This is a genomic window from Streptomyces pilosus (assembly GCF_014649835.1).
Classification (GTDB): domain Bacteria; phylum Actinomycetota; class Actinomycetes; order Streptomycetales; family Streptomycetaceae; genus Streptomyces; species Streptomyces pilosus.
The window spans coordinates 14,839-30,035 of record NZ_BMTU01000004.1; the positions used below are offsets into that span (position 1 = coordinate 14,839).

The 15,197-nt window shown below is 70.0% G+C and carries 12 protein-coding genes; 7 read left to right on the forward strand and 5 right to left on the reverse strand.

The features are described 5' to 3' along the window. Positions 1-278: 278 nt before the first annotated feature. The 4 genes from IE118_RS11200 to IE118_RS11215 all read right to left on the reverse strand — a co-directional run bounded on the left by IE118_RS11200 (position 279) and on the right by IE118_RS11215 (position 6,184). Complete coding sequence (locus IE118_RS11200; RefSeq protein ID WP_189557647.1) at positions 279-2,870, reverse strand: family 78 glycoside hydrolase catalytic domain; 2,592 nt, start codon at positions 2,868-2,870, stop codon at positions 279-281. Between the two features lie 110 nt (positions 2,871-2,980). Further along, a complete protein-coding gene (locus IE118_RS11205) occupies positions 2,981-3,889 on the reverse strand; it encodes a carbohydrate ABC transporter permease (protein WP_189557648.1) in 909 nt (302 codons plus the stop codon). A 5-nt stretch (positions 3,890-3,894) separates the two neighbouring features. Next, positions 3,895-4,779: a carbohydrate ABC transporter permease gene (locus IE118_RS11210; RefSeq protein WP_189557649.1), complete on the reverse strand. Its 885-nt coding sequence runs from the start codon at positions 4,777-4,779 to the stop codon at positions 3,895-3,897. An 85-nt stretch (positions 4,780-4,864) separates the two neighbouring features. Beyond that, a complete protein-coding gene (locus tag IE118_RS11215) occupies positions 4,865-6,184 on the reverse strand; it encodes an ABC transporter substrate-binding protein (RefSeq protein WP_189557650.1) in 1,320 nt (439 codons plus the stop codon). A 269-nt stretch (positions 6,185-6,453) separates the two neighbouring features. On the opposite strand from IE118_RS11215, the gene IE118_RS11220 reads away from it, so the two are divergent. Both IE118_RS11220 and IE118_RS11225 read left to right on the forward strand, forming a co-directional pair. Further along, positions 6,454-7,503 (forward strand): LacI family DNA-binding transcriptional regulator, encoded by a 1,050-nt coding sequence (locus IE118_RS11220; protein WP_189557651.1) that lies wholly within the window; start codon positions 6,454-6,456, stop codon positions 7,501-7,503. 69 nt (positions 7,504-7,572) lie between these two features. Continuing rightward, positions 7,573-8,616, forward strand: coding sequence for a LacI family DNA-binding transcriptional regulator (locus tag IE118_RS11225; RefSeq protein WP_229846769.1), 1,044 nt, complete (start codon positions 7,573-7,575; stop codon positions 8,614-8,616). A 284-nt stretch (positions 8,617-8,900) separates the two neighbouring features. Here the strand turns inward: IE118_RS11225 and IE118_RS11230 are convergent, their stop codons facing one another. Beyond that, the gene (locus IE118_RS11230; protein ID WP_189557653.1) at positions 8,901-9,818 is read right to left on the reverse strand and encodes a LysR family transcriptional regulator; all 918 of its coding nucleotides are present in this window, start codon (positions 9,816-9,818) and stop codon (positions 8,901-8,903) included. A 127-nt stretch (positions 9,819-9,945) separates the two neighbouring features. Here IE118_RS11230 and IE118_RS11235 point away from each other — a divergent pair, with 127 nt between their 5' ends. Genes IE118_RS11235 through IE118_RS11255 form a run of 5 tightly spaced genes read left to right on the forward strand, consistent with a single transcriptional unit; the run spans position 9,946 to position 15,037 of the window. Next, positions 9,946-10,947: a fumarylacetoacetate hydrolase family protein gene (locus IE118_RS11235; RefSeq protein ID WP_189557654.1), complete on the forward strand. Its 1,002-nt coding sequence runs from the start codon at positions 9,946-9,948 to the stop codon at positions 10,945-10,947. Beyond that, positions 10,944-11,906 (forward strand): cyclase family protein, encoded by a 963-nt coding sequence (locus IE118_RS11240; RefSeq protein WP_189557655.1) that lies wholly within the window; start codon positions 10,944-10,946, stop codon positions 11,904-11,906. The genes IE118_RS11235 and IE118_RS11240 overlap by 4 nt, the downstream gene beginning before the upstream one ends. A 23-nt stretch (positions 11,907-11,929) precedes the next feature. Further along, on the forward strand, positions 11,930-13,060 hold the full coding sequence (locus IE118_RS11245) for an FAD-dependent oxidoreductase (protein WP_189557656.1): 1,131 nt from the start codon (positions 11,930-11,932) through the stop codon (positions 13,058-13,060). 35 nt (positions 13,061-13,095) lie between these two features. Next, positions 13,096-14,094 carry an amidohydrolase family protein gene (locus IE118_RS11250; protein WP_189558138.1) on the forward strand — a complete coding sequence of 333 codons (999 nt, stop codon included), beginning with the start codon at positions 13,096-13,098 and terminating at the stop codon, positions 14,092-14,094. 4 nt (positions 14,095-14,098) lie between these two features. After that, entirely contained in the window at positions 14,099-15,037 is a 939-nt protein-coding gene (locus tag IE118_RS11255) for a VOC family protein (RefSeq protein ID WP_189557657.1), read from the forward strand. The last annotated feature ends 160 nt before the right edge of the window (positions 15,038-15,197 follow it).

Consider the following 15,197-nt stretch of genomic DNA (forward strand, 5'->3'; position numbering starts at 1 on the left):
GTATTCGGCCACGAAGTTCTTCCCGGCAGGCTGGAAACTATGGCCTCCTCCGAGGCAAGGTCAACCCTCCGGGACCTCCTCTTTAAAATAGACCCTGACCAGCAGGTTACCGCCTTGGAATTTTAATAGGGTCCTGAAATTTCAATTGAACGGACCGATGGAATTCTCTGCCATCGACGCCCTGGATGATCTGAATTCACAAGACAAATAGCAGACACATAGCAGCCCGACTCATCGCGTGATGCGTCGGGCTGTCCCTCTTCGCGTACGGGAGACGGTCAGGCCGCCGCTCCGAGTTCCGCGGTGTCCAGGGCATGGTCGCCCGGCCCGAGGGCGAGGGGTGCGCAGCCGGGGAGTTCCACTGTGGCCGTGCAGCCTTCCGGCACCGTGATGTCGGCCGTCATGCCGGTGGCGGTGAGCTCCCAGGACAGTGCGGCCGTCCCGTAGGGAGTGTCATGGCGTACACGGGCCCAGCTGATGCCGCCGCCCGGACGGGGGCGGAAGGAAAGCCGGCGGTGGCCCGGAGCGGTGGCGCTGATACCGCCGACCACCCGGTGCAGCCAGTCGGCAACGGCTCCGAGCGCGTAGTGGTTGAAGCTGGTCATGCCGCCCGGGTTGAGGGTGCCGTCGGGCCGCAGACTGTCCCAGCGCTCCCAGATCGTGGTGGCGCCCATGGTGACGGTGTAGAGCCAGGAGGGGCACTCGGTCTGCAGCAACAGGCGGTAGGCGACGTCGAGGTGACCGTTGTCGGTGAGGGCGTCGCAGATGAGCGGGGTGCCGACGAAGCCGGTGGAGATGCGCGCGCCGTCGGCGAGCACGATCTCGGCGAGGCGGTCGGCAGCCGGTCCGCGCTGTTCCGGCGTGAGCAAGTCGAAGGCCAGGGCGATCGCGTACGCGGTGGCGCTGTCGCTCGTGAGGCGGGCCGAGGGCAGGACGTACCGTCGCCGGAAGGCGTCGGCTACCTCGGCGGCGAGTGCCGCGTACCGTTCGCTGTCCGCGTCAAACCTCAACTCCGCTGCGGCCAGGGCGAGATGTCGCGCGGAGTGGGCGAAGTAGGCGGTGGCGACCAGGTAGCGGTCGGTACGGCCTGCGGCCGGGTCGTCCGGTGGGGCGGCCGGGTCGAGCCAGTCCCCCAGCTGGACGCCGGTGTCCCACAGGCGGGTGGGACCGGCGAGGCGTTCGACCAGCTCGACCCACGCTTTGGCCATGGGGTAGTGGCGGCGCAGGAGTTCCAGGTCGCCGTAGCGCTGGAAGAGCGTCCAGGGCGTGAGGGTGGCGACGTCTCCCCATGCGGCGCCGGGGTGGATCGGCGTCCACATCGGTTCGCCCGGGATGACGGGGACGTACCAGGGGATCGTGCCGTCCGGGAGCTGTTCGATGCCGACGTCGGTGAGCCAGGAGTCGAGCAGGCCGGCGCAGTCGTAGAGGAAACTCGCCGTCGGGGCGAAGACCTGAATGTCGCCCGTCCAGCCGAGGCGTTCGTCGCGCTGGGGGCAGTCGGTGGGCAGGTCGACGAAGTTGCCGCGCATGCTCCACACGACGTTCTCGTGCAGGCGGTTGACGAGCGGATCGCTGCACTCGAACCATCCGGTGCGGCGCATGTCGGTGTGGTACACGCGGGCGGTCACCTGGCCGGCCGTCAGCTCGGCGGGCCAGCCGCTGATCTCGGCGTAGCGGAAGCCGTGCAGGGTGAAGCGGGGTTCCCAGGTGAGAGGTCCGCCGCCGGAAAGGATGAGGGTGTCGACGGAGTACGCCTCGCGCAGCGGGCGCGTGGCCAGTTCGCCGTCCTCCAAGACCTCGGCGTGCCGCAGGGTGAGTGTGGTGCCGGCCGGTCCGTCGACGGTGACCCGGAGACGACCGACGAGGTTCTGCCCGAAGTCGAGCAGGTGACGCCCGTCGCCGGTGCGGGTGACGGTGACCGGGGTGACCTCCTCGGTGCAGCGCACGGGCGGTCCGAGAGGAGCGACGAGGGTGCCGGCATCTCGTGCGCCCGTGCGGACCGGCGTCCAGTCCCCCGTGCCGGCCGCGGGCGGTGTGGCCCACGTGGGATCGTGCAGGCGGGCGTCGAAGGTCTCCCCTTCGTACAGGCCACTGGTGAGGATCGGGCCGGGTGCCGCTTTCCAGGTTCGGTCGGTGGCGACGACATGGGTGGTGCCGTCGTCGTACTCCACCTCCAGTTGGGCGATGAGGGACTGGTCGGTGCCGTAGATGTTGCGGGTGCCGCCGTCGAAGCCGTACTTGCCGCGGTACCAGCCGTCGCCGAGCCAGGCACCGATGGTGTTGGCGCCCTCGGTGAGGTGAGCGGTGACGTCGTGGGTGCGGTACCGCAGCCGGTGCGGATAGACGGTCCAGCCCGGTGCGAGCGCCTCGTCGCCGACGCGGCGTCCGTTGATCTCCACCTCGTACAGGCCGTGAGCGGTGACATAGAGGCGTGCGCGGGCGACGGGCCGGTCGAGACGGAAGTCCTTGCGCACGCGGGCGGGGCGGCGCTCGCCCTCGGGGTCCTCGTCCCAGTCGGCGCCCACGGGTACGGCCTGCCAGTCGGCGGCGTCGAGGAGCCCCGCCTCGACGTCTCTCGGTGTGCTCCACTCCGAGGGGCCTGCGGCGTCGGAGGTCCAGACGCGGACGCGGACGGTGACGCGTTCCCGGGATGTCAGGGGGTCGCCGGGCCACGGCACGAGGACCTGCTCGGCGCTGTCGACGCGCCCGGTGCGGCGGATGCCGCCACGGCGTTCGAGTTCCAGCTCGTACGACACCTGGCGGCCGGTGCCTGCGGGCAAGGTCCAGGTCAACCGGGGGGAGGCGACTCCGATGCCGAGTCCGTCCGGCAGGTGTTCGAAGCTGACCGGGGAGGGCTGAGGGGGGAGCAAGGGGCGACCCTTCTTTCACGTGTGGTCACAGTCGGGAGCGTGACGGGTGGGCGCGGCGAACTCCCCGGAGCCGGGGGCCGGGGAGACGGCAGGCCGGGGCGAGGACCGGGTCAGCCCTTCAACGCTCCCGAGGTGAGGCCCTTCATGACCTTCTGATTGAGGAAGAGGTAGATCACGAGGGTGCCGAAGACGTTGATGCAGATGGCCGCGAAGAGGGGGCCGTACTGGGTGGCGCCGAAGTCGCCGGTGAAGTTGAGCAGGCCGACCTGGATGGTGCGCAGGTCCTGGTTGTTGGTGAAGGTCAGCGCGATGAGCAGGTCGTTCCAGATGAAGAAGAACTGCACCAGGCCGACGGTGAGCAGGGCGTTGCGCACCAGGGGGAGGCTGATGGTCCAGAAGGCCCGCAGGATGCCGGCGCCGTCGATCGTGGCGGCCTCGAACAGCTCGCGGGGCACGCTGCGGTAGTAGGTGGCCATCATGAAGACGGTCAGGGGCAGGCCCGTGCCGGTGTAGGTGAGGATCAGCGGCCACAGGGTGCCGGACAGGCCGGTCTGGAAGTACACCGTGAACAGGGGCAACAGGATCATCTGCGGCGGGACCATCATGCCCGCGAGGAAGACCAGCAGAGTGAGGCTGCGGCCCTTCCACACCATGACCTGCAGGGCGAAGCCGGCGGCGGTGCCCAGCAGCAGCATCAGCGCGAGCGCGGGGACGACGGCGAGCAGGCTGTTCTGTACGTAGAGGCCGATGTTGCCGGTCGTCCACGCCTCGGTGTAGTTGCCCCACTCCCAGGTGGTGGGCAGGCTCCAGGTGGAGTTGTTCAGGTAGTCGTCGTTGGACTTCAGGGAGGTGAGGAACATCCAGATCATCGGGTAGACCTCGACGACCAGCAGGAGAGCGACGACGACCTTGACCCAGAGGCGGCTTCCCGGACGGCCGCGCCGGGCCCGCGGGGCACGCACGGGCGCCTGCCCGGAGCCGCCTGCGGAGGTCTTCACGGGTGTGTCGATGGTGGCCATGTCTCTCAGCCCTCCGTGAGGTCGCGCCGCGAGACGCGGTAGACGACCAGGCTCACCAGCAAGCACACGACGGTCAGCAGCAGGGCGATCGTGCTGCCGTAGCCGTAGTCGCTGTAGGTGAACGACGTCTGGAACATGTACAGGGTCAACGGCGTCGTGCCCGTGCCGGGGCCGCCGTTGGTCAACGCGACGATCGAGTCGAAGACCTTCAGCGTGCCGTTGATGCTGAAGATCAGCGAGGACATCAGGACCGGCAGGGACAGCGGCAGCACGATGTGGCGGACCAGCCTGAGCCCCGTGGCTCCGTCGAGGCGGGCCGATTCCAGGACCTCGTCGGGGATGTCGACGAGGCCGGCGAAGAGGAGTACGGCGTAGAAGCCCATGGAGCGCCAGATGTCCATGGCGATCAGGACCCAGAAAGCGCTGCCGGCGCTGCCGAAGAAGTCGATCGAGTCGATGCCGACGGCGTTGAGAAGGGAGTTGACCGGGCCGGTCTGCGGGGCGACCTGGAAGAACTTCTGGAAGAGCAGGCCGACCGCGACGGTGGGCAGCACGACCGGGAAGAACACCAGGGTGCGGACGAGCGCCGAGGCGCGCTTGAGGAAGAAGACGTAGAGCAGCGCCAGGAGATACCCGGCGACCACCTGCCCGGCGGTGACGACGACGGCGTACTTCAGGGTGAACCACAGGGCGTCGTGGACGGCCGGGTCGTCCAGAAGGCGGGAGAAGTTGGCGACGCCGTTTCCGGTGAAGCCGTTGATCGTGTTGCCCTTGGTGAAGGAGTACCCGAGCGACCACACCATCGGGACCAGCATGATCAGGGAATAGACGAGGAGGGCGGGACCGAGCAGGAGCGCGATGGCCCTGCGGTCACCGAGTACGCGGTGCATGGGTGGGTGTCCACTTTCTTCGGAGGGACGGGGACGGCCCGCGCGCGGCGGGGCGGGCAGGAGCGAGCGGGCCGTCCCCGGCCGGTCACTGGGCGGCCAGCGCGTCCTGAACGGTCTGCATGAACTGCTCGGGGCTCGTGCTGCCGCTGACCAGACCTGCCGCGTTCTGCTGACTGACGGTGGTCGCCTTGGTGCTGAACAGGGCCTCGAACCACAGCACGTTCTGCTTCGAGGCGCTGATGGTGTCCCGCACCTGGGTGGTGACCTCGTTGGCGTCCTTGACCTCGGTGTTCACCTTGAAGCCGGAGATGGAGCCGTGGTCCTTCAGCGCGGTGGAGCCGTAGTTCTTCGCGATGCAGGACACCCAGGCGCCGGTCTTCTTGTCGAAGGACTTCGAGGCGAACGTGATGCCCAGGCCGACGTTGGACGGGTACTGGTCGACGGAGCCCTTGCCGCCGGTGACGGCCGGGAAGGGCATGAAGCCGGTGTCCTCCGCCCCGATCTTGTTCTGCTTGTCGTCGGAGATGTTCGCCAGTGCCCAGCTGCCCATGTAGAACATGGCGGCCTTGCCGGTGAGGAACTGGTTCATCGCCGTGTCGTAGTCGATGGAGCCGACACCCTTGCCGAAGTAGCCCTTCTTGCCGAGGGCCGCGACCTCCTCGGCGGCCTTCACGTACTCCGGGTCGGTCAGCTTCGCCTTGCCGTCCGCCACCTTCTGCAGGGCGTCGGGGCCGAGGCTGCGGTAGAGGTAGCCGCTGATGAGACGGGTGAGCGGCCAGCCCTGCTGACCGGATGCGGAGAACGGCTGGACGCCCTTCGCCTCCAGCTTCGCCGCGGCCGACACCAGCTCCTCCCAGGTGCCCGGCACCTTGATCCCGTTGTCCGCGAAGACCTTCTTGTTGTAGAAGATGCCCTCGATGTTGTACTCGTACGGCAGGACCTGGAGTTCCCCGCCGTACAGGGCCTTGATGGTGGAGACGGCGGCCGGCTCCAGCTGGTCGAGAACGCCCAGCTCCTTGAGCTTCGCCTCCAGGTCGGCGACCTTGCCGGACTTGACCAACTGCTGGGTGAGCGCCGGGGCGTTGCCCGCCGCGAACTGCACCGGCAGCGCGTCCTGGCCGGCCAGCAACTGGAGCTTCTGGTCCAGGCTCGCCTGCGGAACGGTCTCCACCTTCAGCGGCAGGGCGTCGTTCGCGGCCTTGCACTCGCCCTTGGACATGGCGGTCAGCGCCGTCTTCACGGTGGTGTTCTCGGTGACGCTCAGGTAGTCGAAGTTCTCGGGGGCGGAGGAGGAGCCGCCGGCCCCGCTGCCGCCGCACGCGGTGGCGAGCAGCGCGAGCGAGGCGGTGCCGGCGGTGAGCAGGCTCAGTCGCGCACGACGGGCGCGGGAGGTACGAAGGGGCACGGAGGACTCCCAAGGATCATGACGAGCGGGGTGAGTGCGGGAAACAGCGCCAGGGGCGAAGTACGAGGCCCGGCAGCACGCGGGCAGCAACCCGACAGAGACCGTGTAAAACGTTCTCCACAGCGAGTGGGCAACACCCTGCACCGCTCCTCCGCCACCGTCAAGACACAAGCAGGTAACACCGTGGTGATCAACGAAGGGCTTGACGGACAGCGGGGAGTAGCGTGTAGACCGTTACACCTACGACTACTCACTTCGGGACGTGGACCATGGACGGGGCTTCCGCAGCCAAGCCGAACAAGCGCGTGACCATCACCGATGTCGCCCGGCACGCCGGGGTGTCCACGGCCGCCGTCTCCAAGGTGATGCGCAATGCCTACGGCGTGAGCGAGGCGATGCGGGAGAAGGTCCAGGCGGCCATCGCCGACCTGGGCTACCGTCCGCACGCGGCGGCACGAGGGATGCGCGGCCGGACGTACACCATCGGTGTACTGCTGGACAACGTCCGCAACGCGTTCTTCGCCGACATCCTCGACGGCATCCGGGACGAACTCCGCCACACCGACTACACGGTGCTGATCGGCGCGGCCGGCTTCGACCCCGAGGAACAGGCCAGGACCATCCGTTCCCTGGTGGACCGGCAGATGGACGGACTGATCCTCATCGCCCCGGGGACACCGCGCGCGGAGGTGCTGGACACGGCCGTTTCGACGCCGACCGTGGTCATCGGGCACCACGACGCCTCCGACACCTACGACTCGGTCGTCGACGCCGACGACCTCGGCGCCGGTCTGGTGGTGGATCACCTGGTCTCGCTCGGCCACCGTGACATCGCCCTGGTCTCGGCCCCGGGCACCCGGGCCAACAAGTGGAAGCGCACTCCGGAGGCCGTGCTGAGCGAGGGCTATCTGCACGCGATGCAACGGCACGGACTCGACCGGTTCGCGCGGGTCCACCACACCGCCTATTCCGACGACGGCGGCTTCAAGGCGGGCATGACACTGCTGACGGCCGACCGTCCGCCGACCGCCGTGATGACCGGTGCGGACGTCGCCGCACTGGGCGTATACCGCGCGGCGCACGAACTCGGGCTGCGCATCCCCCGGGACCTGTCGCTCGTCGGCTACAACAACACCGCGCTCGCCGCCCTGGCCCCCGTGCAACTGACCAGCGTGGACCAGGCGGGGCACACCATGGGCTCCGCCGCCGCCCGGATGCTCGTCGAGCGCGTCGAAAACCGAAGGGACAGAGCCATGCAGACCACGATGACCCCCCGTCTGGTGGTGCGCTCCACCACCGGCGCTCCGCAGGGACGCTAGGCCGTGGACCGGCGACCGACCGCCGCTCCCCCAGCTCACCGCGAACGTGGCTCCGACGGAGCGACGGCGGTGGCCGAACCTGTCGGCCGCCCACGTCCCCGGGTCGGCATCAAGGACGTGGCGCGGGAGGCAGGCGTCTCGCTCGGTACGGTCTCCAACGTCCTCAACCGGCCCGAGATCGTGTCCGAGGGAACGCGCTCGCGCGTCCTGGAAGTGATCGACTCCCTCGGCTACGTCCGGGCCGAGGGCGCCCGGCAGTTGCGCGGCTGGGCCTCCCGGGTGATCGCCGTCATGGTGCTCGACATGGCGAACCCGTTCTTCACCGCGCTCGCCTCCGGCGTGGAACAGGCCGCCCGTGAGGCGGACCTCGGCGTCATGGTCTGCACGGGCGCCCACGATCCGGCAGAGGCGGCACGTCACCTGTCGCTGATCACTTCGCACCAGGTCCGCGGTGCCGTGCTGGCCTCCGGCGAAGGAGTCGGGCGCACCGTCGCGGCCTTCCGCCGCAACGCCGTGCCCTTCGTCGTGGCCGACCAGTACGCGCCCCAGCCCGCGGCATGCTCCGTCGGCATCGACGACGTGGCGGGCGGACGGGCCGCGGTACGGCACCTGCTCGAACGGGGCCACCGCTCCCTCGCCTACGTCAGCGGCCCCGACCGCCTCCAGCAGGTGAGGGACCGCCGCCGCGGCGCCCTCACCGCGATCAGCGAGTCCGGCCTGCCGTCCACCGCGCTGAGAGAACTGTCCTGCGACACCCTCACCGTGACGGCCGGCAAGGACGCCGGGCACCGCATCCTCGGCCTGCCCGAGCGACCCACCGCCGTCTTCTGCGCCAACGACCTGCTCGCCCTCGGTGTCCTGCAGGCCCTGTACGAGGCCGGCCTCAGGGTGCCGGACGACATCGCTGTGGTGGGATACGACGACATCGAATTCGCCGCGTCCGCCGTGGTACCGCTCACCTCGGTGCGACGACCGGCATCCGCTATGGGACGGCAGGCCGGCCGACTGCTCATCGAGGACACGGCCCACGGAGTCAGGCACACGCACCGCCACCTCGTGCTGCAACCGGAACTGGTCGTACGCCGGTCGACGCTGGCGGCTCCCGCGCGCTGACCAGGTCGACTCGGGACCGTGGGAAACGTGTACGGAACCGATCACGGGTACGGCATGGAAAACGAGCACGGCGAAACTCCGGCCGACGGTACGGGAGGGTCGACCGCCGAGACGATGATCATCTCCGGCTGTCGGAGAGAGACGTCGAGCGAGAGCGCACCGACAGGCCCCGTCCGAGCATGCGTCCTGCCGGGCGGCCCTGCCCACCCCCACCGTCATTCACGTTACGGATGGATTCCATCCGTGACGTGGATGAGGTCCTCCGTTCACGTGCGGGGCCTCGCTCACCCCCCGGGCTCGTCGGCCATCCGCCTGCCGACCCGGGCGGCGGTCTCCCGCAGCCAGATGTGGGCCGCGTCGTGGGTGTGCACGGGGTGCCACCACAACGCCTCCCGCAGCGGCACCGCCTCGTAGGGCGGCTCCACCACACGCACGGCGGCGAGCGGCGCGAGGAGCCGGGCGAGGCGGGCCTGGATCAGGGCGATACGCCGGGTTCCGCTGACCAGCAGCGGCATGATCTGGAAGCTGTCGACGGAGACCTCGACACGGGGCTCGATGCCCAGCATGCCGAGCTGTCGGACGGCCGGGGCGTCGTAGGTGCGCTGGTAGGTGACCCAGGGCAGCCGGGCCAGGTCTTCCCGGGTCAGCCGGTCGTCGACGCTCGGGTGATCCTCGGCGACGAGGAAGACCCAACGGTCCTGGTAGAGGTCGGTGGCGGGGAAGTCGCTGATGACGCCGTGCGGCATGAGCAGGCCGTCGGTGGTGCTCAGCAGGGTGTCCGTGGCGTCCACCACGGTGGTCGGCGTCTGGGCGAACCGCAGGCGGATGCCGGGGGCCTCCTGATGCACGACCCGGGCGAGTTCGGCGCCGAAGACGGCGACCGCGTAGTCGGACGCCACGAGCTTGAACTCACGGCTCTCCTTGGCCGGGTCGAAGTCCGCCTGGCTGGCGAAGAGCCGTTCCAGCAGGTCGTAGGCGGTGGACGCGCGGTCGAGGAGGACCTGCCCGAGGGCGGTGAGTTCGTAGTGGCCGCCGACCCGGGCCAGCAGGTCGTCGTCGAAGTGCCTGCGCAGGCGGGAGAGCGCCGCGCTCATCGCCGGCTGGCTGAGGCCGACGCGCTGTCCGGCGCGGGTGACGTTGCGCTCTTCGAGGAGAGCGCGCAGGGCGACGACGAGGTTGAGGTCCAGGCGACTGAGATTCACGGCGGCTTTTCTCGTTGTTCGGCGGTGACCTGCGGAAATTTGACTCATGGATGACTGTCATCCACGGAATCTATTTCCCTGATCGCGGGTGGCGAGTCCAGATTAGTGCCATCGCAATCAGGAGGACATGTCCGTGAAACCTGAAGCCGCGTCCGCCCTCTTCGCCGGACCCTTCGCCCTCGCCACCCTTTCGGCCCTCGACGGGGCCGCCTTCCCCGCTCTCGTCACCTTCGACGCCCAGGTGATCGACCTGCGGGACGCCCTGGACGACGCCGACCTGAGCGTGCGGGACCTCCTGGACGACTGGGAGGCGGTGCTGCCCCGGTTGACGGCCCTGGCTGGCGACAGCGCGCCACGACGCGCGCCCCTGGCGGACTTCCGGGTGCACGCACCGGTCGAGCCGCGCCAGGTGTTCCAGTCCGGCGCCAACTACCGGCAGCACGTCATCGACCTGCACGTCGCGCACCGCGCGCCCGGTGACGACCGGCCGGAGGCGGAGCGGCGCGCGGAGGCAGCCGAGATCATGGACCGGCGGGCCGCCGAGGATCTGCCGTACGTGTTCATCGGGCTGCCGAGCGCGATCACCGGTCCCTACGACGACGTCGTGCTGCCGTCCTGGGCGAAGAAGCCCGACTGGGAGCTGGAACTGGCCGCGGTGATCGGCCGCCCGGCCTACCAGGTGTCCGTCGAGGAGGCCCTGGGCCACGTCGCGGGCTACACGATCGCCAACGACCTGACCGACCGGGCCACCGTCTTCCGCCGGGACATGCCGCAGATCGGGACCGACTGGCTGCGCAGCAAGAACGCCCCCGGGTTCACCCCGCTGGGCCCCTGGATCGTGCCCACCGCGTCGATCGCGGACACGGGCGACCTGCGCCTCACCCTGAAGCTCAACGGCGAGACCATGCAGGACGAGTCGACCAAGGACATGATCTTCGACGTGGCGCGGATGGTCTCCTACGCCTCGCAGACCGCCCACCTCCTGCCCGGTGACCTGGTACTCACCGGCTCCCCGGCGGGCAACGGCATGCACTGGGGCCGGCTGCTGCGCGACGGTGACGTCATGGACGGTTCCATCACCGGGCTCGGTGCCCAGCGCACGCGATGCGTGGCGGAGGCGGCCCGATGACGCTGGACCGCACCGACCCCGAGGGCTCGATCGCCCGGACCGCGAAGGCGCGCTCCAACTGGAACCGCTGGGGCGAGGACGACGTGCTCGGCACGCTCAACTTCCTCGACGAGGCCAAGCGCCGCGAGGGCGCCGCCCTGATACGGCGGGGTACTAGTTTCTCCCTGTCCCAGCGCTTCGACATCGACGGCCCGCAGAAGGGCTGGCGCAAGCGCACCAATCCGGTGCACACCATGCTGGACACCGGCACGGACGCGGCCCTCGGCAACCAGGGCCTGCCGCACGGCATCGGCGGCGCCGACGACGTCATAGCGATGCCGCTGCAGTGCTCCACCCAGTGGGACGGGCTCGGCCACATCTTCGACCACGGCAAGGCGTGGAACGGGCGCCCGGCCGAGCAGGTCGTCACCTCCGACGGCGACCAGGTCACCGGCATCGAGCACATGGCCCCGCACGTCGCCGGACGCGGAGTGCTCCTGGACGTCGGCCGGGTCGTCGGTGAGGACGGTGAGCTGCCGGACGGCTTCGCGATCACCGAGGAGCACCTGGCCGCGACCGCCGAGGCGCACGGTGTGCGGGTGGGGCGCGGCGACATCGTCCTCGTCCGCACCGGCCAGCTCGCCCGGGTGCGCCGCGACGGATGGGGTGACTACGCCGGCGGGCCCGCGCCCGGGCTGTCGTTCACCACGGCGGGCTGGCTGCACGGCAGCGAGATCGCCGCGATCGCCACCGACACCTGGGGCTTCGAGGTCCGCCCGAATGAGTTCGAGCACGCCTTCCAGCCGCTGCACCAGGTCGCCATCCCCCACATCGGCCTGCTGATCGGCGAGATGTGGGACTTGGACGCCCTGGCCGAGGACTGCGCGACCGACGGGGAGTACGCCTTCTGGCTCACCGCCGCACCCCTGCCCATCACCGGGGCCGTCGGCTCACCCGTCAACCCGATCGCCGTCAAGTAACCAGCGGAACAAGGGAGTTCCCCATGAGCAAAGCCCGTAAAGTCCTGGTGATCGGCGGGGGCGCGGCCGGCAATGCCGTCACGATCCTGCTCCGCCGCGCCGGCATCACCGTGGACCTGGTCGAGGCCAAGGACGACTGGAACGCCACCGCCGGCTCCGGCATCACCCTCCAGGGCAACGCCCTGCGCGTCCTGCGTGAACTCGGCGTCTGGGAGCAGGTGGAGGCGTCCGGCTTCGGCTTCGGCTCCGTCGGCATCACCGCCCCCGACGGCACCGTCCTGCATGCCCACGACGACCTGCGCACCGGCGGCGACGACCTGCCCGCCACCGTCGGCATGCAGCGCCCCCGGCTCCAGCAGATCCTCATCGACGCCGTGCGCGCCGGCGGCGCCACCGTCCGCGTCGGCACCACCGCCGAGATCCTGGACCAGGACGCCGACGGCGTCTCCGTGCGCCTCTCCGACGGCACCGAGCACCGCTACGACCTCGTGGTCGCCGCCGACGGCCTCGGCTCCCGCACCCGCGCCGCGATCGGCATCACGGACAAGCCGGAACCGACCGGCATGGCCATCTGGCGCATCGCCGCCCCGCGCCCGGCCGGCGTCACCCGTACCGACCTCGCCTACGGCGGCCCGGCCTACATCGCCGGCTACTGCCCCACCAGCGAGACCACCCTGTACGCGTACGTCGTCGAGGCCAACCGTGACCGCGCGTCGATCCCGCCGGAGTCGTACGCCGACGAGATGCGGCGCCTGGCCTCCTCCTACGGCGGCCACTGGCCGGAGATCACCGAGCACATCACCGACCCGGCGAAGGTCAACTACACCTGGTTCGACCGGCTGTTGGTCGAGGGCTCCTGGCACCGCGGCCGGGTCGTCCTCGTCGGCGACGCCGCACACTGCTGCCCGCCCACCCTCGCCCAGGGCGCCGCACTGTCCCTGGAGGACGCCTGGGTGCTCGCGCAGATGCTGACCGGGACCGACGACTGGGACGACGCGCTGTTCCAGGCGTACTACGAGCGGCGGATCACCCGCGTCCGCCCGGTCGTGGAGGCGTCCGTACAGATCGGGCAGTGGCAGCTCGACGGGGTGCGCGACGCGGATGTGCCCGGCCTGATGGGCCGCACCATGACCATGCTCCGGGAGTTGCCGTGACCGCCGAGAACACGGCTCTCGTGAACGCCACCGCCGTGAACACGCCCACCGTGGACGTGCACGCCCACGTCCTGCTGCCCGAGGTCGAGGCGCTCGTCGCCGGCCTGCCCGGCCACGCCGAGGCCAAGGAACTGGACGCCCGGCGCAACGGCCCCGCCGCCCTCGCCGTCAGCGGCCCCATGGTGCGCGAGCGCATCCCCCGCCTGACCGACCCCGCCGTGCGCCTGGCCGCGATGGACGCCCAGGGCGTCGACGTCCAACTGGTCTGCCCCTCGCCCTCGCACTACCACTACTGGGCCGACAAGGACACCGCCGAGAAGCTGTACCGGCTCGCCAACGAGGCCACGGCCGCACACTGTGCAGCCGCCCCCGACCGACTGCGCGGACTCGGCCTGGCCCCGCTCCAGCACCCGGAGCAGGCGGTCCGGGCCCTGGACCACGCCCTGGAGCAGGGCCTGGCCGGGGTGGAGATCTCCAGCCACGCCCCAGGACGCGAGCTGTCCGACCCGGCCTACGAGCCCTTCTGGACCCGGGCCGAAGAGACCGGCGCGCTCGTCTTCCTGCACCCCTTCGGCTGCACTCTGGACGAGCGACTGGACCGGTGGTACCTGTCCAACACGGTCGGACAGCCCACCGAGAACGCCGTCGCGCTGTCCCACCTGATCTTCTCGGGAGTGCTCGACCGCCACCCGGAGCTGACGCTGATCGCGGCGCACGGCGGCGGCTACCTGCCCACCCACATCGGCCGCTCCGACCACGCCTGGTCGGCACGCTCCGACGCGGGCGCCGGCTGCGCGCAGCTGCCCAGCAGCTACCTGAAGCGGCTGTACTTCGACTCGCTGGTCCACGACCCGCACGTGCTGCGCGAGCTGATCCGGGTGGCCGGCGCCGACCGGGTGCTGCTCGGCTCCGACTTCCCCTTCGACATGGGCACCGAGGACCCGGTCGGCGCCCTGCGCGCCGCGCGCCTGTCCGACGCCGACTTCCGAGCCGTCCGGGGCGGCAACGCCGCCGCCCTCCTGAGGAAGGACTGACACCATGAGCCCACGCCTGCTCACTCACCTGCGGCACGTCGACCTCGCCGTGCCCGACTACGACAAGCAGCTCGACTTCTACGCCGGCGTCTGGGGCCTGACCAAGGTCGCCGAGGACTCCGGCATCTCCTTCCTGGCCGCCGAGGGCTCCCCGGAGCAGTACGTCGTGCGGCTGCGCCGGGCCGAGGAGAAGCGCCTCGACCTCGTCTCCTACGGCGCCGCGTCCCCCGCGGACGTCGACACCCTCGCCGAGCGACTGCTCGCGGGCGGCGTGCAGTTGATCTCCCGGCCGGGCAAGGTCGACACCCCCGGCGGCGGCTACGGCTTCCGCTTCTTCGACGTCGACGGCCGCACCATCGAGGTGTCCGCCGACGTCGAGGTCAGGCAGCACCGCAGGATCGAGGAGAAGGAGGCGATCCCGGTCAAGCTCTCCCACGTCGTCCTCAACTCCCCCGACCTGAACCGCACCCGCGAGTGGTACGAGCGCCACCTCGGCTTCGCCCTGTCGGACACGCTCAGCTCGCCGCACATGGGCGAGGTCATGCACTTCATGCGGATCAGCAGCCAGCACCACTCCATGGCCCTGGCGAAGGGCCCGCACACCGCCCTGCACCACATCTCCTTCGAGATGCGCGGCATCGACGAATACATGCGCGGCTCCGGCCGCGTCATCCGGGCCGGCTTCAAGAAGATCTGGGGGCCCGGCCGGCACATGGCGGGCGACAACACCTTCACGTACTTCCTCGACCCGCACGGCAACACCGTCGAGTACACCACCGAGTTGGAGAACCTGGACGAGGACACCTGGCACCCCCACGTCTACGACTTCTCCCAGCCCGAGGTCACCGACCAGTGGGGCACCGCCAACCCCATGAACGAACTCGTCGCCAAGGAATCGTTCAACGACCCCGACCGCGGCGTGTTCGTCGCCCCGCCGGTCTGATCCGCTCCCCGCGCACCGGGGACGCGGCGGCGGTGTCCACGCCCTGATTCCCGCCGCCACGTCCCCGGCCCCGCTGTCCCCCTTCCTCACCCCCCACGGCTCCCGCATCAACGACGATCGAAGGAACCGCCCCGATGGCCCCTCACTCGACCCCGCTGTC